19 protein-coding genes and 1 other RNA gene are annotated in these 23173 nt (G+C 62.6%); 12 read left to right on the top strand and 8 right to left on the bottom strand.

What is annotated here, in order from left to right:
* Positions 1–6 precede the first annotated feature (6 nt).
* From R3280_RS07715 to R3280_RS07680, 8 genes are all read right to left on the bottom strand, one after another.
* Complete coding sequence (locus R3280_RS07715) at positions 7–1938, bottom strand: PA14 domain-containing protein (RefSeq protein WP_318998011.1); 1932 nt, start codon at positions 1936–1938, stop codon at positions 7–9.
* Positions 1939–2144: 206 nt separating this feature from the next.
* The gene (locus R3280_RS07710; RefSeq protein WP_318998010.1) at positions 2145–2792 is read right to left on the bottom strand and encodes a PEP-CTERM sorting domain-containing protein; all 648 of its coding nucleotides are present in this window, start codon (positions 2790–2792) and stop codon (positions 2145–2147) included.
* A gap of 196 nt (positions 2793–2988) precedes the next feature.
* Entirely contained in the window at positions 2989–5694 is a 2706-nt protein-coding gene (locus R3280_RS07705) for a tetratricopeptide repeat protein (RefSeq protein WP_318998009.1), read from the bottom strand.
* Positions 5695–5753: 59 nt separating this feature from the next.
* The gene (gene prsR, locus R3280_RS07700; protein WP_318998008.1) at positions 5754–7127 is read right to left on the bottom strand and encodes a PEP-CTERM-box response regulator transcription factor; all 1374 of its coding nucleotides are present in this window, start codon (positions 7125–7127) and stop codon (positions 5754–5756) included.
* Between the two features lie 139 nt (positions 7128–7266).
* On the bottom strand, positions 7267–9432 hold the full coding sequence (gene prsK, locus R3280_RS07695; RefSeq protein ID WP_318998021.1) for an XrtA/PEP-CTERM system histidine kinase PrsK: 2166 nt from the start codon (positions 9430–9432) through the stop codon (positions 7267–7269).
* A gap of 174 nt (positions 9433–9606) precedes the next feature.
* Positions 9607–10554, bottom strand: a complete 948-nt coding sequence (locus R3280_RS07690; RefSeq protein WP_318998007.1) for an SDR family oxidoreductase — start codon at positions 10552–10554, stop codon at positions 9607–9609.
* Positions 10554–11369 (bottom strand): lysophospholipid acyltransferase family protein, encoded by an 816-nt coding sequence (locus tag R3280_RS07685; protein WP_318998006.1) that lies wholly within the window; start codon positions 11367–11369, stop codon positions 10554–10556. The genes R3280_RS07690 and R3280_RS07685 overlap by 1 nt, the downstream gene beginning before the upstream one ends.
* Before the next feature lie 83 nt (positions 11370–11452).
* Entirely contained in the window at positions 11453–12346 is an 894-nt protein-coding gene (locus R3280_RS07680; RefSeq protein WP_318998005.1) for a D-hexose-6-phosphate mutarotase, read from the bottom strand.
* A 522-nt stretch (positions 12347–12868) separates the two neighbouring features.
* Between R3280_RS07680 and R3280_RS07675 the strand changes: the two genes are divergently transcribed.
* The 12 genes from R3280_RS07675 to R3280_RS07620 all read left to right on the top strand — a co-directional run.
* A complete protein-coding gene (locus R3280_RS07675; protein ID WP_318998004.1) occupies positions 12869–13684 on the top strand; it encodes a PEP-CTERM sorting domain-containing protein in 816 nt (271 codons plus the stop codon).
* A gap of 161 nt (positions 13685–13845) precedes the next feature.
* On the top strand, positions 13846–14571 hold the full coding sequence (locus R3280_RS07670) for a 2OG-Fe(II) oxygenase (RefSeq protein WP_318998003.1): 726 nt from the start codon (positions 13846–13848) through the stop codon (positions 14569–14571).
* 97 nt (positions 14572–14668) lie between these two features.
* Positions 14669–14765, top strand: an RNA gene (gene ffs, locus R3280_RS07665) — signal recognition particle sRNA small type.
* A gap of 235 nt (positions 14766–15000) precedes the next feature.
* Positions 15001–17043, top strand: a complete 2043-nt coding sequence (gene dnaX, locus R3280_RS07660; RefSeq protein WP_318998002.1) for a DNA polymerase III subunit gamma/tau — start codon at positions 15001–15003, stop codon at positions 17041–17043.
* 33 nt (positions 17044–17076) lie between these two features.
* Positions 17077–17400, top strand: coding sequence for a YbaB/EbfC family nucleoid-associated protein (locus R3280_RS07655; RefSeq protein ID WP_318998001.1), 324 nt, complete (start codon positions 17077–17079; stop codon positions 17398–17400).
* Positions 17401–17437: 37 nt separating this feature from the next.
* Positions 17438–18052, top strand: coding sequence for a recombination mediator RecR (recR, locus tag R3280_RS07650; protein ID WP_318998000.1), 615 nt, complete (start codon positions 17438–17440; stop codon positions 18050–18052).
* A 19-nt stretch (positions 18053–18071) separates the two neighbouring features.
* A complete protein-coding gene (locus R3280_RS07645) occupies positions 18072–19223 on the top strand; it encodes a ribonuclease D (protein ID WP_318997999.1) in 1152 nt (383 codons plus the stop codon).
* A 36-nt stretch (positions 19224–19259) separates the two neighbouring features.
* Positions 19260–19553 carry a YcgL domain-containing protein gene (locus tag R3280_RS07640; protein WP_318997998.1) on the top strand — a complete coding sequence of 98 codons (294 nt, stop codon included), beginning with the start codon at positions 19260–19262 and terminating at the stop codon, positions 19551–19553.
* A complete protein-coding gene (locus R3280_RS07635; RefSeq protein ID WP_318997997.1) occupies positions 19550–19996 on the top strand; it encodes a YcgN family cysteine cluster protein in 447 nt (148 codons plus the stop codon). The genes R3280_RS07640 and R3280_RS07635 overlap by 4 nt, the downstream gene beginning before the upstream one ends.
* A 10-nt stretch (positions 19997–20006) precedes the next feature.
* Positions 20007–20348: a hypothetical protein gene (locus tag R3280_RS07630; protein WP_318997996.1), complete on the top strand. Its 342-nt coding sequence runs from the start codon at positions 20007–20009 to the stop codon at positions 20346–20348.
* Positions 20349–20381: 33 nt separating this feature from the next.
* Positions 20382–22739, top strand: coding sequence for a vWA domain-containing protein (locus tag R3280_RS07625; RefSeq protein WP_318997995.1), 2358 nt, complete (start codon positions 20382–20384; stop codon positions 22737–22739).
* A 103-nt stretch (positions 22740–22842) separates the two neighbouring features.
* The coding region (locus R3280_RS07620) for an AAA family ATPase (protein WP_318997994.1) at positions 22843–23173 on the top strand (331 nt) is incomplete at its 3' end.

Raw genomic sequence — 23173 nt, 5'->3', positions numbered from 1 at the left:
TAGGCTTTACGGAACCTCCGCCTGCACGATATTGGACGTTGAACTTGAGCGTCCCTGGGTGTCGACGACCCGAATGGAAAAATACCAGGTGCCGGGAGCCAGATCTGTAAACCGGTAGGAATCCAGATCACCCGGGACCTGGACAATCTGGGTAAGTTTGTCCGGCTCCTGCCCGTAGCTGATCTCGTAAAAATCGATTTCACTCAGTGCGATTGACGAGCCATCCACCCGGGTGGACGGCGCTGTCCAGGACAAAGTAATACCCCCGTTCGGCGCGGGGGCAGTTTCCGTTGTGGTGCCGTCGGGAGCCATCCCCTCAGTGGTCACTGATTCGAGAGTCCATGGGGAGACGCCCAGTTCGTAGGCCTGCAAGCTGGTGATGCCGCCGTCGTTGTGAATGGTGCCCGAGTCATTAACCCAGGGATTCAGTCCATTCCTCAGCTCCCAGGTGTCCGGAATGCCGTCGGCGTCAGTGTCCTGCTCATGCATGTCAGTGGGCGCGGGCGCTTGCACGGCCTGCAGCTGGGAAACAGCTTGCCCTGTGGCAACGTCCGTGATCGACAACTGAGCCACCGCCCCGCCGCGATTCTCGTAGTATTCCATGGTGACAGGTACCGGTTGCTGGGCCGGCAAAGAAGCAGTGGCGCTATAGCTCGTCGGGCTCTGGTCACGCCAGCGATCAATGACAAGCTGGCCATCCAGATAGAGACGGACGCCGTCATCTGTCCGCGTCGTAAAGCGGTAGTCCTGACTGCCTTCGGTGTGGGGCGGAAGCAGGAGGCCACTCCAGCGCACACTGAAACCGTCAACCGGCAACTCTGGCAGAGGCGTGCCAGAGCCCCAGGAAAAGTCGATGGCGCCATCGTCCCTGGCGGTGACGAAGCTGTCGAAAGCCATTCCTGAGTAGTATTGGCCAACAAAACCCGGGACGTAGACCGGCTCCCGGTATGGGGTCTCATTCGGGTCGTCCATGGCAGTGCCGGCCTGATACTCCTCGAGATTGGTATAACCATCGTTATCGGAGTCCATGGTTGCATCGATCGAGCGCAGGGGGTTAAGGCCGTAGGCAAACTCGACTCCGTCCGGTATGCCGTCGCCGTCGGTGTCCGGATTGTTCTCGCTGGTACCCATCAGGAATTCATCCGCGGCGGACAGAAGGTCCTGATCCGGGTCTGACATGGCATCTGCCGGATCAGACGCCGAGAGGCCATGGATGATTTCCCAGTTGTCGTAAAGGCCGTCCTGATCGGCGTCCAGGGGTGGGTAATCCGGATCAAAGGTTAGGCCTTGAGCACCGTCGGTAAAGCCGACCCGGTACCCCAGGGAGTAGGCTGTTCTGATTTCTGGTACATCGGGATAGAGAGACTGGCCGAGCGAGGCGATGTAGGGCGCGCTGATGACCTGCTGCGTCAGACCGGGCCCTTCCCATGCCACGGAGAAATGGTCTCCGCCGCCGCCTTCCTTATGCAGTATCTCGAAATAGTATCGTTGACCGGCGCTGAGTTGCTGGGGCGCGGAGGTTTGCGACGAATACTTGGTGTAGCTACCTGGGCTGGTGTAGCCGGGAACGGAGGCGATCACCGACGTTGTGTTGATATTCTCCGAAGTGCCCAGGGAAAGACGCGTCTCGTCATCACCACTGAGAAAAAAGCGGTATTCACCGCTTTCTGGCGGAATGATATAGCCCCGCACCAGCGTGCCGTAATTGTCTCCTCTGTTAGCCGGGCCACGCAGTTCATTCAGTTCCAGCATCGCGTCAGGGCTTTTCGGATAGGCTGGAAGGGAGGTCAGCGAACTGATATCGGTGCCAGCTACGCCATCCCAGTAAAGAGCGTGGACAACACCTTCCTGACTGGTTTGGGGGAGAGACGCCGTCGGAGGCAGCGACTCAACATCCTGGAAACGCCAGCTCTGACAACCGGCAACAAGAAACAGCATACTTCCAACGCCAAGAAATCTCCCGATGGCCATGGCCCAATCCTTCCGGTACTGGAAATGTATTTACCAGTATTGGCGGGTGGGGCGCGGGGTTCCAGCGCTGCTTAGGAACGTTTTCTTATGTGCAATGCGGGCTTATTGCGGGGCTTCATGAAAAAGGCCGGCATGCGCCGGCCTCGTATTGCTCAACTGCGTCACTGTGTTTGCTAGCGACGGCGCCGGGCCACGCCGAGAGCTGCCAGACCCAGACCGAGCAATGCCAAAGTACCTGGCTCCGGTACCGAAACAGATGGGTAACCGTAAGCCTTGTCACTGCCTCCGCAGGAATTTTCGTCGCCGGGCAGCAGATCGCTTCCACTGCAAAGCTGTTGGGAGCGGACGGCCACGACTCCGAAGTCACTCAGAGCAAGACCGAAAGTCGAGGTGGTCCAGTTGAAGGTCTGGATGTTATTGAAGCCCTGGGTGCCCAGCCTGAAGACCAGTCCCCAGGTTCCGTCAAAACCCGGGATAGTAAGGCCGTTAACATTGCAGCCAGCGCCGCAATTGTTGCTGGTGGTATTTCTGCCTGCCAGGGTTACGTTACTGCCAGTCAGTTGCAGGGGGCTCGCACCTGTACTGCTGCAGCCAAAGTCGATGAAAATACCCAGTGCTTCGGCATTCCAGGGGTCAACGGTCAGCGAATAATTGAACTTGCCGGCGGTGTCGTCATCCACCTTGAAAATGTAATTGCCCGTGCCACCTTCGTTCGTGGCCCAGCTGTCATAAGTAATCATGCCTGCTTGCGCAGAGCCTGCAGCGGCGATGCAGCCCGCTGCCAAAAGTGATGTCAAAACTTTCCCTTTGTGTTTCATCATCCGTTCGTCACGCCACATCCCGGTTTGGGCTGAAGACCATCTTCAGCATCGACCGGGCCCTCGTTGGCTTCTGTCCGCAAATTGCAAGCCATTGCCTACAAACACTGTAAAAACCGTTGCCTAGGCTCTGCCAGCCGAGCGTTTGGCAGCGCATGTGTAAAAGAAATCGACTCGCCTTGTCGAGGGACAGCACAGCCTACATCTTTTCTAACACCGCCTTGGCCTTGTCATCCTGCCCGGTGGCCTTGTAAGCCTCCACCAGATGGAGGGCGATTTCCTCGGAATTGGGCTCCAGTCCGTGGGCTTTTTCCAGTACCGGCAGGCTTTCCTGCTGCTTGCCGGCGTTGAACAGAATCCAGCCGTAGGTGTCGGCCACGGCGGCGGAGTTGGGGCTCAGCTGATAGGCCTTCTCCGCCATGGGCATGGCGCGGTCGTCGTTGGCCTGCTGGTACATCCATGCGAGGTTGTTCAGGGCCACCACATTATTGGGCTCGGCTTCCAGCAGCGCTTCATAGGCCTGGATGGCCTGGTCGGCCTGACCCGCCTCCTGGTGGGCAAGGGCCAGGGCCAGGTTGACCTGAGGTTGGCCGGGATAGCGCTCCTGGGCCGCTTCCAGGCTTTCGATCGCTTTGCTGGGCTGGCCGGCTCGCTGCAGTGCCTGGGCGTAACGCAGTTCGGTGGCAACCGAGGGTTCTTTCTCCAGCGCTAACTGGTAAATCTCCGCGGCCTCCTTATGCCGGCCTTCCCGGGTCATCTGCGCGGCCTGCAGCAGGAAGGGGCGCGCCGATTCCGGGTGTTTGAGCTTGGTGTCCTGGATGATCTCGATGGCCTGCTCCTGACGGTCGGACAGGTAGGCGAGGGTGGCGGCCTGTAGGGCGATATCCTCGTTCTCCGGGAACAGGGCGCGGCCCCTGTCCAGGATCTCGCGGGCCCGCTGGTAGTTCTCCTCATCCGCTTTCTGTCGCGCCACTGTGTTGTAGATCGCGGCCACAACCGCTGCTGCCTCTGAAGTCTCGTCAGCCGTCTCGGTTTCCAGCAGTTCTGCGGTGTAGTTGTCGGTGGCCTCCGCATCCCCTTCGGTGAGTGAATACTCCAGCAGTACCAGGCGTGGGCCGATGGCTTCGGGGTTTTCCTCAAGCACCTCTTTCATGAAGCTAGCGCTTTTGTCACGGCCGAGCAGGGTAGCGGCGCCCTGAAGGGCCTGGCGATTGTCCGGAGCCACTCTGACGGCCTGCTTGAAGTGCTCGGCGGCGGCCTCGGGCTTGTCCTGGCTGCGGGCCAGGTTCCCCAGGGCAACGTAGGGCGCCGGGTTGTCGGGATCGGCTTTCGCGGCCTCGTCGAAGAAGCGCTTGGCCTGCTCGATATCGCCTTGGCGCAATGCCAGCTGGCCCCGTGCCAGCTTGGCAGGGGCGCTGTCCGGTTGTTCCTTGACCCAGGCATTGGCGCTCTCTACGGCCGCGTCCATGTTGCCGGCGTCCACGTGGGCCTGCAGGATCAGGAGGCGGGCGTCGCTGGAGTCGAGATCCCGCTCCATGACTTCCATGGCCTGCGCGATGGCCTGGTCGGTCTTGCCCTGCTGCACCAAGTAGCGGGCATAGCGGAGCCTGAGGGCGTTGTTATCCGGCGCCAGTTCCAGGGAGCGCTCAATCAGTTCTTCCCCCGCCTTGGCATCGCCACCGGCCAGGGTGGCGATACCCACCAGGGCCAGTACGCCCGGGTCGGTGTCCTTGTCGCTCAGGTTGTCGAGGATCTTGCGGGCCTCTTCCGGGTTGCGCAGCTGGATTTTGGTGGCGGTCAGCAGCTTGGCGGCCGCTTCGGAGTCCTCGGCCTCTGCCAGAGGTGCCAGCAGCTTCTCGGCCTCCTCGGTACGGCCCTGACGGAAACGGATCATGCCCAGCATGAGGGCGCTCTGTTCGTGGTTGGGGGCCTGCGCCAGCACCTCCTGCAGGTAGCGGGCGGCTTCATCCAGGTTGCCCTCGTTATAGGCGTTCTGCGCCGCCACCAGGTTGCTCTTAATGGTGCCGGGAGCCGATTTGGCCAGTATTTCCTCATACACGAAGGCTTCCGCCGACTTGCCCTGGGCCCGCAGCACTTCAACCAGCGCGGACATAGTGGCGTATTTGCGGTAGGTCATGATGTCGTACTGGCCAATGTCTTCCAGTGCTCGGATGTAGGCTTCCTCGGCCTGCTGCCAGTTCTTGTTGGCGTGGGCCAGTTGGGCTTTCCAAAGCCAGAGTTCCGGGTCAGTCCTGTCCAGCTCTTCCGCCTCACTGATCAGTGCCTGGGCGCGGTCCTGGTTGCCGCGGGCAAACGCCGCCCGCGACAGACCGATCAGGGGCTTCACCGCAGCCCCGTCCAGTGCCCGGGCACGGTCGTAGGCCAGTTCAGCGTCATCAAGCCGGCCGGCATTGAGGAAAACGTCACCCCGTACCAGGGCCGCTTCGATCTCCTGCGGCCGGTCCGGATCCTTGATGGCGTCCAGGTGGGCCAGGGCCTCCTCGGTGTTACCCCGCAGCTGGTTGGCCTTGGCCCGGATCAGGTTAATACGGTTCTCAACGGTCTGGGTCATGACGTCCGGGTCGATGCGCTCGGCCAGTTGGTTGGCCTGACGCTCGGCGTTGACGGCGTCACCGGCGGTCAGCAGGTTGTTGATGATGACAAAGTAGGGCTCGGCATTGCCCGGCTGCAGCTCGATGGCGCTGCGGGCCTCCAGGGTGCTGGCCTTGAGCTCACCCTGGCGCTGGAAGAAACGGGCCTGGTCAAGGTGGCTTAGATACTGGATCTCCTCCTGGCTCATATTGTCGTCGTCGCCACAACCCACCAGGGTGAGGCCGAGGAAAACCGATAGCAGGGTGGCACGGGCAATAGGGAGAGACTTCTTGGCGCTGATCCTTTTTTTCACGTTGCTTACCTTCCTTAAATACGGGCGGAGCCGAGTAGCGCTGATTCACCGGTGACGCCTCAGGCGCCGGAGGCCTCAGACGATGTTGTTATATTGTATTTGTCGGTCAGGTTGTACAGGGTTGGCCGGGTGACACCCAGTAGCCGCGCGGCCTGGGCCATATTGAAGCCGCTGGTCTGCAACGCCTGGTTGATGGCACGCCGCTCTGCGGTCTCCCGTACCTGGCGGAGGTTAAGCAGGGTGTCGGTAACCGAATTGTCGCAAGCCAGCTCAAGATCTTCGGCGGTGATCCGTTTGCCGTCCGCCATGATGATGGCGCGCTTGACCTTGTTGATCATCTCCCGGACGTTGCCGGGCCAGGAATACTGGTTGATACCGGCGATGGCGTCTTCCGAGAAGCTCATCTGGGGACGGTCCATCTGCTTGCCCAGGCTCTTGAGCAGGGACTGGGCGATGACCAGCGCGTCGCCGTCCCGGTCCCGCAGGGCCGGGACGTCCAGCGTGATCTCGCTGATGCGATAGTAGAGGTCTTCGCGGAATTCACCGGAGTCAATGAGCTGCCGAACGTCCCGGTGGGTCGCGCAGACCACCCGCACGTCCACCGGCACCGGGTTGACGCTGCCCACCCGGTCCACCACCCGTTCCTGCAGGAAGCGCAGCAGCTTGGCCTGCAGCGGCATGGGCATGTCGCCGATCTCGTCGAGAAACAGGGTGCCGCCGTTGGCGGTCTCGATCTTGCCTTTCTTGCTCTGGGTGGCTCCGGTGAAGGAGCCTTTCTCGAAGCCGAAGAGTTCGCTCTCCAGAAGATTTTCCGGGATAGCGGCACAGTTAATGGCGGCGAAAGGCTTATTGGCGCGATGGCTCAGGTCGTGCAGGGCGCGGGCCAGGAGTTCCTTGCCGGTGCCGGTCTCACCGGTGATCAGGGTGGTGACGTCCGCTGGCGCCACTTTTTCGATGGTACGGCAAATGCTTAGCATTTGCGGACTGGCGGCGACGATGCCCTTGATGGTGGAACTGTTGGAGGGGTTGGAAAGCTCCCGGTTCTCCCGTTCCAGCTCGCTCAGCCGCAGGGCCCGGTTCACCACGAAGGTGAGGATGTCGGCGTCCAGGGGTTTCTGGTAGAAATCGCTGGCGCCCATGCCAATGGCACGGACGGCATTTTCCTTGTCCTCACGACCGGTCACCACGATGACCTTGGTCTGAGGGGCGAGGCGGAGAATGTCCTCCAGCAGGGCAAAGCCCTGGCTGGCACCGCCGGGGTCCGGTGGCAGGCCCAGATCCAGCGTCACTACGTCCGGCTCGAGCCGTCGCAGGGCGGCAAGGGCGGAGTCCCGGTCGGCGGCGAGGCCTATTTCCAGGTCGCCATTGAAACACCACCGCATCTGGCTTTGCAGGCCGGGGTCGTCCTCGACAATCAGAAGTCGTTTACTCACAACAGCGCCAAATCCTTTTAGTCGTACGTGCGTGTCACTTCCGTGAAGCAGGTGTCATTATTCACTATGGTAGCAGGGATTTTTAACCGATCCTTGACGCAATGCAATCCAATTGGTTTGCCGAGCCGAAAAACGCCAATCATTTGTCATTGACCGCCGTCGAAGCTGGTGCCGGCGGGACCGGCTCAATGCCCGTGGCGCTCTCATCCTCGTGTACGCCCTGCTCAACGAGCCCGCATTCCAAGCGTTCCCGGATGATCGGGAATCGCAGGGAAAAGCACGAACCCACGCCGGCCTCACTGGTGACGTCAATGTTGCCACCGATGCGCCGCAGGTATTCCCGGGCCTGGTAGGCCCCGATCCCCATACCGGTCAGGCCCTTGGTGCTCTCGAACGGCTTGAACAGGCGGGTCTTGATAAACTCCTCGCTCATGCCCGAGCCGGTGTCCTGGATGAACAGAACCACACTGTCGCTGGCGGTCTTGAAGTTCAGCACTACCTCGCCATCCGGCGGTGTCGCATCCTGGGCGTTCTGGATCAGATGGCCAATTACGCTGCGCAGCTGCTCGGGGTCGGCGCACACCATGACGTTGTCTTTGGGGCCCTCCATCCGGGGTGCAGGCCGGTTGCGGCTGTAGTGGCTCACCAGTTCGGCCACCAGGCCGTAGAGTTCGATGGGCTGGCCCCGGACATCGTCTGCCACCGGCTTGCGGATATGGTCCACCAGGTTGGACATCTTCTGCACCGCGTGGTCGGTGGTACGGATCATGTCGTCCACGAAGGCGGGATTGTCCCGGTGCCTGGGCGCGTTCTTGACCAGCAGGGAGAGCTGGGCGATCAGTGTCTTGAGATCGTGAACCATGAACGCCGAGGCCTTGCTGACCGCTTCGAACTGCATGGCCCGGGAAAGCCGGTTCTGGGCATCAGCCTGGGCCAGCAGGTTGGTGGTCTGACGTGCCACCACACGCACCAGGTCAAAGTTTTCCCAGTTCAGTTCCACCTTGGCGTAGGGGGTGCCGATCAGCGTGATACCGTAGAGCTCATCCCCCAGGTACATGGGGATGACCAGCCAGCCGTCGGTGAACTTGAGAATCGGGTCGGGGATCTCCAGCAGGTTGTAACTGATGGGGTCGAGCCGGTACTCCTTGAGGTCGACGATCCATTCCCGCTCGCCGAAGAAGCGGATCAGCTCGGACTGACCGTCGATGGTGGTGTATTTCGGCGGTGCCAGGTTGACGGCAGTATTGAGGCTGAAGTTGCCCTCGTCGTCCCGGATCCAGATGACCCCGGAGTTGCTCTCCACCAGGCTCGCCAGGATACGCACCACGCGCTCGGGCAGTGGCGGGTCGTCACTCAGGTTGGCGAAGGCCTGGGTCATCTTCAGCCATTCTTCCCGGTAGTCGTACTTGTAGTCGAAGAAATTCTGGCTGATGAACATCATCAGCTTGGCGCGCACCCGGGTCGATGCCAGCAGCGTCGCCAGGAACGCCAGCAGGATCGTAAAGAACAGGACCTGGAGGGCGTCGCCCCACTGACCCCCCAATACCTTGACGTAATAACCGCCGGCGGCGGCCAGCAGCAGATAGGCGCCGGCAAACATCAGGGTGCCGACATGGAAGACCGCCGTGCGGGAGAGCTGGAACTCCACCGGCTGGCGCCGGGTATTGATCATGTTGACGGCGAACAGGGGCACCACCAGGGCGTTGACCGCACCGCGGGCATTCCAGAAGGAACCGGAAATCTGGCCGAACAGCAGGGCGTCGGCGTACATGAAGAAGTCGAACGCGAAAATGGTGGCGATGCCGATACAGGTGTACTTGACGCTGGAGCGGCCGAACGACACCGAGTTGCGCCAGATCTGCTCAACCAGACAGAGCCCCAGCAGGGACAGCGCCATCTGCCCGAGGACCTTGGTCTTGCCGTCCAACAGGTGCCAGTTCATCACGTATTCGAGGCTGCCGGAGCCCAGAAGCACCACGATCAGCACCAGCGAACAGCCACCCAGCAGCCTGCGGGCGCGCCCGGCCATCTCCGCGTTGCGGGCACCGTCCCGGATCAAGGCGAATACCACCGCGATCCAGGCGGCATCCCGGAGCAGTTCCAGCAGGTAGCGGACGAAGAAAGGCGGCTGCTCCCATAGAGTCTGGGCCACCAGGGATCCGGCCCAGAGCACGGACACGATAGCCGCCAGGAACAGGGCCCGGTCCGAGTCCCGTCGCAGGTATTTGCGGACGATCAGCAGCGCCAGCAGCAGGAAGCTCAGGCCAGCGGCGGCATGGCTGATCAGACTGAAATCGGTAACCATCATTCACATCCTGTGAAGAAGCCTCTTAAAATCAGCCTGCTGCGGCGAAGGGCTGTGTTGCACGGTGCTCGCAAACTCGCCTACCAGGCAGGTATGTCTCCTTTGCTGCGCGCCGTGCGCCTTGCCCTTCATCCACATCAGGCTAATTTTAAGAGGCTTCTTAAGCCTTTTTATTTATATCGGCTTCTTGTTTTCCCGGTAGAAGCGGAAAATTTCTTTCAGCGAGCGTTTGGGCTTGAAACCAAAGGTTCTGCTGAATGACCGGCCGTCAATCACCACCGGATACTTGAAGAAGCTCATCAGGTACGGTGGGAAGCTCTTCATGTTCAGGGTCTTGAGTATCAGTTTCGGCAGCACCGGCGGAATCGACGGGATCTGGATCCGCTTGCAGCCGCACATCTCCAGGGCGTGCTGGTAGGCTACCCAGTCGTTCGGAGCTACATTATAGATGCCTTTGTGGCTGCCCTGATAGGCCAGCACGATGGCGTCCGCCATGTCATCAATATGGATGAACTGCATCATCGGTGAAAAGCCCGCCAGCGCCGGGGCCCGGTCACTGGCCAGAAGTTTGCTGATGGAGTTGCGCACGCCGGGGCCGACGATGTTGCAGGGCCGCAGGATGGTGATGTTGAGGTCCGGGTAGCGCCAGAGGTAGATGTTGGCCAGGTTCTCCAGCTCAACCGAGTCGATCAGATCCATGCTTAGGCCTACCGCCTTCAGCGGCGCGCCCTCGTCGATCAGCGCCGGGTTGTAGGCCACCGCGCCATAGACGTGGTAGGTGGACAGGATCACCACCCTTTTGATGCCGTACTTGTGGCTCAGGTCCAGCATCCGCTGGGTACCCAGCACGTTGGCATTGTAGCGCCGCATGCGGGTCTCCTGGCTCGACATGATGCGGCCCATGTGGATGATGCCGTCGAACTCGTAGCGCCGGTACAGGTCCTCGAAACCGCGCTTGTTGAAGTCGATGCAGTAGCTGGGAATATCGTCCCCCAGGTAGATCTGCTCCCGGAAGTCCACCGCCACCAGATCGCAGGTGGAGCGCAGGCGTTCGATCACCTGCTGCGCCAAAGCGCCGGCGGCGCCGGTGATCAGGATGTGGGGTCTGCGTGCCTGGTTCATCAGAACAACCTTTTGCGTTCGTTGAGGCCTTTGTCGATCAGCTCACTGATGGCGGCCTTGACCTGTTCCACCCGTTCGGCCACCTGCTCCTCGGGAATGTCGGTGTTGTCGAAGATCATCGGGTCGCCGAAATTGAGGTGAACCTTGGCCGGGAAGACCACGGGCAGGGCCACCGGCGCGTAGGGGATACCCAGCGAGCGGGCCAGGGGCTTTATGTTGGCAATGGCGGGGATGGTCTCCTCGCAGCCCACCACGCCCACCGGCACGATGGGGGCGTTGTGTTTCATGGCCAGGTGCATGAAGCCGTTGCCGAAGCGCTTGAGCTGGTAGCGATCCCGATAGAGCTTGCCGGAGCCGCGGATGCCCTCGGGGAAGACCACCACCGCCTCGTTGTTGGTGAGCATCTTGGCACAGTTTGTGGGGTCCCCCAGAACCGCCCCCATCTCATTGAGAAGGTTGCCCAGGTAGGGCACCGTCGGGAAGAAGCGCTCGATCATGGCCCGGGGCATGCGGGGCTTTTCCTTGCGGGTGGCCAGGGCATAGCCGATCAGCAGGCCGTCAATGGGCAGCTGGCCGCTGTGGTTGGCCACGATGAGCACCGGCCCCTCGGCGGGCACCTTTTCGACACCGTCCGCCTTGACCCGGAAATAGCGCTCATAGAGCTGACGGGTAAGGGCAAGGCCGACCTTGACCGAATCGTTGTTGTAGCCCCACGGGTCGTAGCCCAGGGTGCCGATGGGCTTGCGGATCCGCTCCACCTGCTCGTCCAGGGACGCAGGTACCAGGCGGGCTTTGATAAAGGAGGTCAGACTCATGCAGATTCCTTGTCTGGCAATGTCCGGCACTGGCGGCTACGTCCGGCAATGCCTGCTGTTTGCTTGCAGTATAGGCAGTGATTTCAACCCCGCCGAAGCGTAAAGGCGAGGGTACGGCTCTCGCCACTATTCAATACCTGATAATCGTTACCCGCATTGGCAGTTTCGACGCACAGCATCTCCCGCCAGGCCGAATCGGGGAAGTCCGACAACCGCTGCGCCTTCTCCGGTCCCGGATTCCAGACCACGGTGGAGTCGCTGCCGGAGCCCGTAAGCAGGCGGGTGACCGCGGGCGTGCAGACGATCATGGCGCTTCCGGATTCGTAGATCCGGTCGGTTTCGCCGTCAAAGATCACCGGACCTTCCTGGGTTTTGGGCCGCCAGTCATCGAGGGTGTCGATATACACCGAGTGCTCCAGGCCGCGGATGCGGCTCCGGCTGATGTCCGGCGTTGGCAGGTAGGTGTGCAGGGCCTGGGTGTAGGCAAGGGCGTCGGTACCGGTATTGGTGGTGGTCAGTGCCAGCTCACAGCCGGAGACGCTGAAACTGAAGGTGGCCAGGGCCCGTGCCCGGCCGCCCCAGAGCTCGTCGAAGTCACCATTGGCGTCCAGCGACAGTTGGATCTCCACATCATGGGCGGTCTCGGTAACCCGGTCCAGCCGCCACACCGCGGTGCGGGCAAACCCGTGGGCGGTGGTACTAAGAACGCGGCGCTTGACCTCTGGCGGATTCCGGCCGGGGTCGCCAAACCAGGGCCAGCAGACCGGAACACCGCCACGGATCGCGCGGCCCGGCTCGAAACGGGCGTCCGGACTCAGCCACAGCCAGTTGGACTCGCCGACGGGTGCGAAGTGGGTAAGGTGCGCTCCCTGGAGGAAAACCCTGGCGCGGAAGCGGGGATGGTGAACTTCCAGGGCCTCGAGCTGGCCGATGGTCTGCCAGCGGGTAAAGGACCACTGGCCGGGGCGGGTCGTCAAATGGCACCTCTGTTTGCGATGGTGGGGCTGTTACGGCAACCCCTATCTTTACCCCAGAACCGGCTGAGCCGTCCAGCGACTGACTGAGAGTTGCGCTTTTTGGCAGGCTTTAATGTCCGGATGCTTTACACCCTTCACATGTATTAATAAGCGATATATTACAAGATGCTTTCAGGTTTGCGGAGGAAAAGTTAACAAAAACGCTCATAAAACAGGTTGGTACTGCTCGTTGTGACCTCTGCTATGCCAGTCGCCCGGTTGGGCCTTGTTTAAAGGGTGTCAGGGAACTTTACGGCGGATAGCCATCGCCAGTCAGAGCCTTGGTCGACGGAGATGGGGTCGGCCTGCCGGGGGTTGGGATAAGTCCATGAATATCACCTATTTAAAAAGAATGAATAGCTTGCTGCACAAATGTACCGCAGAAATCCGGAGGGTCTGGCACATCACTTGCGAGATCCTCCACGCATAAGATCAATATGCAGGTTATTTTCCATGGATTTTTCCGACTGAAGGAATAGAAAAATGAAGCTGACAAACTTGTTCCGAATACTGCTGATGACGGTCTTCATGGGCGCCTCTAGCGCTTATGCGGGGCCTTTCATCCTGGCCGGCACGGACGCCGATGATCACGGCTTTGTCTCGGGCGGGGCCAATGTTGATGGCTGGCTGTTCATGCAGAAGGCGCTGGAAAATATCGCCCCGGGGGTGACTAACGGAAACACCACAGTGGCGATTATGGGGAGTAGCGGCAGCGCGGGAGCTGCAGCCAATTCGGCGTTCAATCTGTCCAGTCTGAACCCGGGCTGGAGCGTGACTACGGTTGATACGGTGGATTTTGCCGGGTTCTTCAACGGCACCGGCACAACCAACGTCAATAACGTCGGCATCATGATGATGGACTCAGGCTTAAACGTGGGTGGCGGGGTTGACGGTAGCCTGTTCACCCCCTACGCCAGTGCCATTGACACCTTCGTCGGCAACGGTGGCGGCCTGTTCAGTCAGGCAAACGGATATGACTGGCTGAGTGCGCTCTTGCCCTCAGTGACAACTTCGGGCGAGTTCCAGACCGGCATTACGCTCACCGCGGCTGGCCAGGCTGCTTTTCCCGGCCTGACCAATGCCGACCTGAGTGCCGGCCCACACCACAACAGCTTTGACAACTTTTCACCGCTGTCTTCGCTGGGTGTGAACAGCAATGGCAATACCATTATCATCGGCAGTGCCGGTGGCAGTATCACCAACCCTGAGCCGCCTGCCTCCGTGCCGGAGCCGGGCACCCTGGCGTTGTTTGGTCTGGGCCTGGCCGGGCTCTCGCTGGTGCGTCGTCGCAAAAGCTGATCTTGATCCGGCGATCAATCTCGGCAGCCTTCGGGCTGCCGTTTTTGTTTGGAGATGAGCCCAGGGGACTTTCGCTGGTATGCTGGTGGCAGTTGTGGAATTGACCCTTTGGCGCCATCCAGCAATCTTGTCAGCCCTGTTGCCGGAGTCAGGAATCTGCCTTGAACGACCCCACTTTGATCGAAGACCTTCGTGACCTCACCGTAGTCGCGCCCGCCGGTGATGCCGGCACACTGGGGCTTGCGGCACCACCGGTCCTGGACCTGGATGGTCTGCTGGAGATTGCCTGCGACAGCCTGGTGGAGGCGGGCTGGGCCAGCCTTTCGGTGCTGCCTTACCTGTCCGCAGAGCTGATCACCGCGCTTCGTAACGAGGTGGAACTGCTGGACAATTCCGACGCCATGAAGGTGGCGGGCATCGGCCGGGGCGAGGATCTGGTGCAGGACCGCTCCATACGCCGGGATCGCATTGCCTGGCTGGAGGGCCACACCGACGCCCAGGCCACGCTCTTCCAGTTACTGGAGCGGATTCGTCACGAGCTAAACCGACGCCTGTTCCTGGGGTTGAAGCGCTTCGAGGCCCACTACGCCACCTATCATCCCGGCGACTTCTACCGCACCCACCTGGACAGCTTCCAGGGCCGGGCGTCCCGCATCGTCAGCCTGGTGCTGTATCTCAACGATACCTGGGGTGAGGGCGATGGCGGCGAACTGCAGCTTTATGACCGGGACCTGCCGGGTCAGGCCTGTGCCCGGGTGCTGCCGGAAGGCGGCCGCATGGTGATGTTCATGAGCGAGGAAATCCCCCACGAAGTACTCATTGCCGGGCGAACCCGCTACAGCCTGGCGTGCTGGTTCCGCCGCGACGAGATCCCGCTGCCGCTCTGATTGCCGGCAAAAGTGACCACCGCGGGATTGATGCCGCCCCCGCCGCCTGCTACTATGCCGCCGCATCTGGGCACTGCCCGGAACGTTATGGTGGCTCCGCCGGTGCCTCCGCAACGATAAACCGTGAACCCGGTCAGGCCCGGAAGGGAGCAGCCGCAGCGGTGGACTCGTGTGCCGGAGTGTCGCTGGTGGAGTCACCCCCAGTTTGCCTCCCCTGTGTACCGAATTCCCCCAGTTCCTGTCGCAACTTCGCTGAAAGCGTCCTGGCTTTGAGCTGCATACCCGTGGCCGGAAAGAAGCAACCGTCAGGCCGGCAGCGAGCCCTGCCGCAGCCCGTTGCCGGCAGGGTCGGGCAGCCAGGCTGCGGCTTCTTCTGTTCCCCCGTCCATGCTATCGTTACCGGCATTTCCAGCAGCAGTTGACGCATTCATGAGCTATCAGGTCCTCGCCCGTAAATGGCGCCCGCAAACCTTCGGCGATATGGTCGGTCAGGAGCATGTGCTCCAGGCCCTGGTGCACGCCCTTGAGCACCAGCGGCTGCATCATGCCTACCTGTTTACCGGCACCCGGGGTGTGGGCAAGACCACCATCGGCCGCCTGCTGGCCCGCTGCCTCAACTGCGAAACCGGCATAACTCCCAACCCCTGCGGCGAGTGCACCAGCTGCCGGGAAGTCCAGGAGGGCCGGTTCGTCGACCTGATCGAGATCGACGCCGCGTCCCGGACCGGTGTGGACGACATGCGGGAGCTGACGGACAACGTCCAGTACGCGCCCACCCGCGGCCGCTTCAAGGTGTACCTGATCGACGAGGTGCACATGCTCACCACCCAGTCGTTCAACGCCTTCCTCAAGACCCTGGAGGAGCCGCCGGAGCACGTAAAATTCCTGCTGGCCACCACCGACCCGCAGAAGCTGCCGGTCACGGTGCTGTCCCGCTGCCTGCAGTTCAACCTCAAGCGCATGACACCGGAGCACATTGCCGGCCACCTGCGCCATGTGCTGACCGAGGAGCAGATCCCCTTCGAGGAGCCGGCGCTGTGGCAACTGGCCCGTGCCGCCGACGGCAGCATGCGGGATGCCCTGAGCCTGACCGACCAGGCCATTGCCTTCGGCAACCAGACCCTGGCGGCCCGGGATGTCAGCAGCATGCTGGGCACCATCGACCAGCGCGACATCGAGCAGCTGGTGAACACCCTGGTGCGCAACGACGGCCCGGCATTGCTGGCGGAGATTGGCCGGATCTCGGATTTCGCGCCGGATTACAGCGCCATCCTGGCGGACCTGTTGTCCCTGTTCCACCGGGTGACCATGGAGCAGGTGGTGCCGGGGACCGCCGACAACGCACTGGGTGATGCCGAGCAGGTGCAGGCCCTGGCCCGCCAGCTCAGTGCCGAGGACGCCCAGCTGTTCTACCAGGCCGCACTCATGGGCCGGAAGGATCTCGCCATTACCCCGGACGCCCGCATGGGCTTCGAGATGGCGCTGCTGCGGATGCTGGCATTCCGCCCCGGTGCCGAGCGCCGGGAGCCTCCGGCGGCGGTTGCCAAGAACCCGGAGCCCCGGGAGGAACCCGACCCTGCCGGCGGATCATCGTCGCCGCAGTCACCGGTGCAGTCCCAGACTGAACCAGGCCCCAGCGAGCAAGTGCCGGAGCAGGATTCCGGGCCACAACCGGAGCCGGCCGCCAGCAAGCCGGCCGAACCGGCGTCCGAATCCCTTGCGACGGCTCCGGCGCAAGAAGCCGAGCCGCAAACCCCTGGGGTTCCCGACAGGCCGGATGGGCCTGCACAAGCCCAGCCCCCAGATGCCAACTCACCGTTCAGCGATCAGGACGCCTACCTGGACAGCCTGACGGATTATCAGGGCGACCTGGGCGATGATGACGACAGCAATGAGGCCGAGGCCGCTGCTGCCGAGCGGCTGGCGGCGGATCTGATGGCCGGGGGCAGTGGAGCAGCGGTCGCGCCCGCTCCGGAGCCGACCCACTCCGTTGATCAGGCAGTGGCGGCAGAGCACACCGCGATGCCGGAATCTGAAATCCAGCCTGTAAACCCGGCGCCCACACCTGCAGCGCCCCAGGTATCGCCGGAGGAATTCAGCTGGCCCCGGGACTTTCGCACGCTCGGCGTCGTTGGTATGCCCGGAAACCTGGCCAGCAACGCCGCTTTCAGCCGCGACGGCGAGAAGGTTACCCTGACCCTTGCCCAGGGCCATGCCCGGCTGCTGACCGAGCGCCACCAGGACAGGATCCGCGAGGCACTGAGCAGTTATTTTGGCGCCGACGTAAAACTCCGCGTGGTGGAAGGCGATCCAGGCGAACAGACCCCGGCGATCTGGGAAGAGAATGCCCGCAAGGCACGACAGGCCGCCGCCGAGGACGCCATCCGCAACGACCCGCTGGTGAAGTCCATCGTTGAACGTTTTGACGGCCGGGTAGTCGAAGGCAGCATACGACCCCTGGAAAAGTCGTAGTGATTCTTAGCGAACCGATATGAGGAAAGCCAAATGATGAATGGCATGGGCGATCTGATGAAAAAAGCCCAGAAAATGCAGGAAGAAATGCAGAAAGCCCAGGAAGAGATCGCCAAGGCCGAGGTGACCGGCGAGGCCGGCGCGGGCCTTGTGAAGGTGGTGATGAACGGCCGCCACGACGTCCGCAAGGTGGACATCGACCCGTCCCTGCTGAGCGAGGACAAGGACATCCTGGAGGATCTCCTGGCCGCGGCTGTGAATGATGCAGTGCGTCGCGTCGAGCAGCACCAGAAGGAAAAGATGTCCGGCATGGCATCGGGCATGGGCCTGCCGCCCGGCTTCAAGCTGCCGTTCTAGTTGCGCGCCCGAGTCGACATACCCCTGAGGAAACTGAATGGCTTTTAGTCCCCTGGTTGATGAGCTGGTGGAATCCCTGCGTTGCCTGCCCGGCGTGGGTCAGAAGACCGCCCAGCGCATGGCCTTCCACTTGCTCGAGAAGGGCCGCAGTGGTGGTGAACGGCTGGCCGGTGCACTGGCGCAGGCCATGACCGGTGTGCGTCGCTGCGAAACCTGCCAGAACTTCTCGGACACCCCCACCTGCGGCATCTGTGAAGACGACCGGCGTCGCAACGGCACCGTCTGCGTGGTGGAAAGCCCATCGGACCTGCTGGCCATCGAGCAGGCAGGCGATTACCGCGGCGGCTACTTCGTGCTGATGGGGCACCTGTCACCCATCGACGGGGTCGGGCCCGAGGACATCGGCATCAACCGGCTGCTGCAACGGGTCCGGGCGGAAGGCGTGACCGAGCTGATCCTGGCCACCAACCCGACGGTGGAAGGGGAGGCCACGGCCCACTACATCGCCGACCGCCTGGACAGTGGCGGGGCCGACCGCAAGATCCTGATCACCCGGCTGGCCCACGGTATTCCGGTGGGTGGCGAGCTGGGCTATGTTGACGGTTTTACACTCACCCACGCATTTCGCGGGCGCAAACCGCTGGCCGAATGACCCGACCCTGAGACCCGCTATGGTGGCAATCCCCGACACCGCACCCGCGCAATGGATCCGCGCAGCCGACGAACTGGACCGCTGGCTCGACGCCGGCGCTGACCTGCCGTTGGCGCTGGATACCGAGTTTGAGCGGGTGTCCACTTTTTATCCGATTCCCGGCCTGGTCCAGCTCGGCCTGGACGAGGACTTCCGGCTCGTGGATCCCTCGGTGGCGGAGGCCTCCGAGGTATTCCGGCGCCGGCTGGCGGACCCGGACAGCCCGAAACTGCTCTACGCCATGAGCGAGGACCTTGAACTGTTCCGGGTCTGGCTTGGTATCCAGCCCGCCGGCATGCTGGACCTGCAGATCGGCGCGGCCCTGGCAGGAGCCGGTTTCTCGGTGGGCTACGCCCGGCTGGTGGAGACCCTGTTCGGCCACAGCCTGGACAAATCCGCCACCCGGTCCGACTGGCTGGCGCGGCCGCTGACCCCGGCGCAGGAACGCTATGCCCTGGATGACGTGCGGTTTCTCAAGCCGCTGTACCGTTGGGTGCTGGATAACCTGCAGGCCCGAGGATTGGTGGAGGCCCTTGCGGAGGAGTCCAGCCGATTCGCAGAGGACCTGGGAGGTGTCACTGAAAGCGGCGACTATTACCTGAAACTGCGGGGTGGCTGGCGCCTGAGCCCGCCCCGCCAGCAGGTGCTGAAGGCCCTGGCTGCCTGGCGCGAGGACGAGTGCCGCCGCCGCGACCGGCCCCGCAACCGGGTGCTCTCGGACAACGCCCTGATCAACATCGCCGATCGCCTGCCGGCCAATCCGGGCGCGCTTGCGGCGGTGCCGGATGTGCCGCCGGTGGTGGTGCGCCGCTACGGCGAGACCATCCTCACACTGATTCGCGAGGCCCAGGTGGCGGCCGATGAGGGCCTGGTGCTGATCAGCCCCCCGTTGACCCGGGAAGAGCAGGCCACCTACAAACAGGTCAAGCGGCTGTTCACCCGAGTGGCCGAGGAGGCCGACGTGCCCATCGAGGTGCTGGCTCCCAGGCGCCGGCTCGAGGCCCTGCTCAGTGCCGGCACAGACGACGGCGAGCTGGCCCGCAGTATCCTGTTCCAGGGCTGGCGCGGAGCGCTGACGGAACCGGTCAGGACTGAGGTCCAGGCCCTGCTGGCGGCCGAACGTCCGGCCTGAGGCCGGCACACATCGATATCACCAAAGAATGACACCATGACCGAACGACAGTTTGTCTCCGTATTCCGCAGCAGCAAGAACGCCGACACCTACGTCTACGTGCGCCGGGGCCAGGATTGGCAGGAGTTGCCGGAAGCGCTCCGGACCGCCTTTGGCAAGCCGGTGCATAGTATGGACCTGATCCTTACCGCCGAGCGCAAGCTCGCCCGGGCCAGTGGCGCCCAGGTGCTGGAGGCGATCGAAGCCAACAATTTCTACCTGCAAATGCCCGAGAAAATGGATAGTTATCTGCTTGAGTTCAAGCAGAAGCTGAGGAAGCGGCCGGAGTGATCGCGCAGATCCCGTTCTGGCAGCGCAAGCGGCTGGACGAGATGACCGCTGAGGAGTGGGAGTCCCTGTGTGACGGCTGCGGCAAGTGCTGCCTGGCCAAGCTGGAGGACGAGGACACCGGCGAGGTCTACTATACCGACCTGGTGTGCCGCCACATGGACCAGGACACCTGCAGCTGCACGGTCTACGAGGACAGGGTGCGGCAGGTGCCCAACTGTGTGGTGCTGACACCGGACACGCTGGATCAGTACCATTGGCTGCCCTATACCTGTGCCTACCGCACCCTGGCCGAGGGCCGGCCGCTGGCGGACTGGCACCCGCTGCGTTCCGGTGACCCGGCTTCGGTCCATGAGGCCGGCATGTCGGTGCGGCATCGGGTAGAATCCGAAGCCGACGTGCCGGAACAGAATTGGGAAGAGCACATTATTCACTGGATACTTTAGGACACCGTCAATGGATGCTGAAACGCAGCTTGCCTACGGAATTTTCTGGACCCTCTACGCCCTGGGGTTCGTGGTTTTTTTCATCATGATGTCCAAGTTATTCCGGCTGCTGCCGTTATACGGCCTGAAGACATTGCTGCAGTCGGTCCTGATCGTGGTGTTCCTGACACCGGTGGAATCCTCCGAAGCGGTCAACTGGTGGATACCCGCCTGGCTTCACGGCGGCTATGAATTCATTCTCGGCAACGAGGACCAGGCCGCACGGGCGGTGTTCAACCTGGGTATCGCGGCCCTGGTGATGTTGCTGGTGTGGATGCTGGATCTGGTGAGGTACCGGCTGGTCAACAAATAGGGCGTCAGACCCATCCAACCCTCTGGAGTCACAATGACAGGAATAATCACCCGATTGTTCGGCTTTTGGCTGTTCGCGTTCCTGGCTTCTCCCGGCCATGCCCAGACTGCCCTGGATGCGCCCCAGTTGCCACCGGAGTCGGACGTGCGGGTGATCGTCGACATCTCCGGCAGCATGAAGAAGAACGACCCGGGGAATCTCCGGCAGCCCGCCGTGCGCCTGCTGGCCAGGATGCTGCCTGAGGGCACCGAGGCGGGTATCTGGACCTTCGGCCAGTACGTCAACATGCTGGTGCCCCACGCCGAGGTGGACGATACCTGGCGCCAGCTCGCCATTGCCCGCTCCAGCCAGATCAACTCGGTGGCCCTGCGCACCAACCTGGGCCAGGCCCTGGAAGTCGCCTCCGACCCCTATTTCTCCGACGGCGACCTGTCCAATACCCACTTCATCCTGCTCACCGACGGCAAGGTGGACGTTGCCGCCAACGACGAAGCCGCCAACGAGCGTGAGCGCCAGCGTATCCTCACCGAACAGCTGACTCGCCTCCGGGACCTGGGTGCCACCATCCATACCGTGGCCCTGTCCGCCGAGGCCGACCTGGACCTGCTGACCCGGCTGGCCACCGCCACCGACGGTAGCCGTTCCATTGCCGACACCGCCGATGAACTCAACCGTGTGTTTCTGCGGGCCCTCAACACCGCCGTGCCCCAGGCCCAGGTGCCCATCGAGGACAGCGGCTTTACCGTGGACGCCGGGGTGGAGGAGTTCACCGCGCTGATATTCCCGGGTGAGGGCGTCAATACCCAGGCCAACCCCCTGACCCTGAAGGATCCGTCCGGGACTACGCTGTCGCCGGAGTCGGACCGCGACAACCTGCGCTGGGTGCGGGAGTCCGGTTACGATCTCATCACCGTACAGAATCCCGCCGCGGGGCGCTGGACCCTGGATGGCGAGCTGGGGGAGGGCAGCCGGGTCACCGTGGTCAGCGATCTGAAGATGGTCACCGGCGAACTGCCCGCGCGTTTCTACCACGGCCAGTCAGTGGAAGTGACAGCGGCCTTCTACGAAGACGATACCCTTATTACCGACCCGGACTTCCTTGGCGTCATCGAGGTCAGCCTGACCCTTACCACCGAGGATGGCCGTTCCGGCACCAAGGTGTTGTCGCCGGAGCAGCCGCCGGAAGACGGCGTCTACCGGGATGTCATCCAGCGCCTGCAGGAGCCGGGTGACTACCAGCTCACCCTGCTGGCGGACGGCCAGACCTTCAGCCGCAAGTTTACCCGGGTGCTGACCCTGCGCCCGCCGGTGAGTGTGGTGGTGAATGCGCAGGGCAGCGCCGACGCCACCCGCTATCAGGTCGCGGTGGAGCCGGAGCACCCTAATCTGGATGTGGCCAACTCCGAGGTGCTGATGCAGGTGGCCATGACCGGTCAGACCAGCAAGCCGGTGCCCCTGGCTTTCGACCCGCAGAGAGGAGCCTGGGTTGGCGTTGTCGAAGCCAGTGCCGGTGACGGTGAGTATGCGGTCCGGCTGGCTTTCGACGGTATCACCACCGACGGCACCGAGCTGGCGTATCGTCCTGAGAGTTTCTCTGCGGTCTTCCCCCGGGCCGCCGGCGAACAGAATGTCCGTATCCCTCTGGCCGCGGCGTCTGTCGAAGAGCCGGCACCGCAACCCGAGCCTGCGGTTGAGCCGGAGCCGGAGCCAACGCCCGAGCCTGCCGAGCCTGCGGCTGAGCCGCCGATGGAAGCGCCGGTTGGCGATTCCGGGCCCATCGATCTGAGCCAGCTGGAATCCCCGGAGCCTGCTGCCGAGCCGGACGCGGCCCCGGCCGCCACAGCGGAACCGGAAGAGCCTGCGGCCGGTTTGCCCTGGGTCTGGCTGGCCGGTGGTGGCGCAGCATTGGTGGCGTTGCTGGCGGCGGGCTTCTGGTTCTGGCGGCGTAAGAAAGCCAACGCAGACGCCGAATCGGAAGTGACGGGCGAGGCCGGGCAGGGTGAAGAAGAGGACGTGCCGCTGGTGGCCGATCCGGAGCCTGAGGCGGAACCCGAGCCCGAGCCCGATGAGCCCGAGCCGGAGATGGCCGCGGAACTTGATACGGAGCCCATGGCTGAGCTGGAGGATGAGGTCCCGGTCGCCACTCCGGAGCCCACGGACGAGATCCCCCCGGAGGAGCTGGAGGACATTCCGGAGCTGACCGACTCCCAGGCCGGGGACGAAGCTGAGCCGGAGCAGAAGGAGCAACCCGTCGCCGAGGAGCCCGACAAGAACAAGGCGGACGCCGACGAGGACGACATCTTCGGCATGGAGGAGTTTGATCTCTCCGATATCGAGGACCTGCCAGACGTCACCAAAGCGTCCGACGAGGATTCCGATCGTAAGAAATAGGCCGGGGAGCCCGACGCTGGCGCCCGCGGCATTGTTCCCACAGGGCCCGAGCCTTTATACTCGGCGCCCTCTGACTAAGACTTTTGTATAGGAAGGCCTTGCTATGAAATTTACCGGTTCCGAGAAGTACGTTGCCACCGACGATCTGCAGATGGCGGTCAACGCGGCCATTTCCCTGGAGCGTCCGCTGCTGATCAAGGGTGAGCCCGGCACCGGTAAGACCCTGCTGGCGGAAGAGATGGCGGCCGCGCTGGGGATGCGCCTGATCCCCTGGCACATCAAGTCCACCACCAAGGCCCAGCAGGGCCTGTACGAGTACGATGCCGTCTCCCGCCTGCGGGATTCCCAGCTGGGGGACGAGAAGGTCAAGGACATCTCCAACTACATCGTCAAAGGCAAGCTCTGGGAGGCCTTCGAGTCCGAGGAGCGGGTGG

Origin of the sequence: Marinobacter sp. (genome assembly GCF_033722195.1) — a bacterium.
Classification (GTDB): domain Bacteria; phylum Pseudomonadota; class Gammaproteobacteria; order Pseudomonadales; family Oleiphilaceae; genus Marinobacter.
This window is presented reverse-complemented; position numbering and strand designations above follow the sequence as displayed.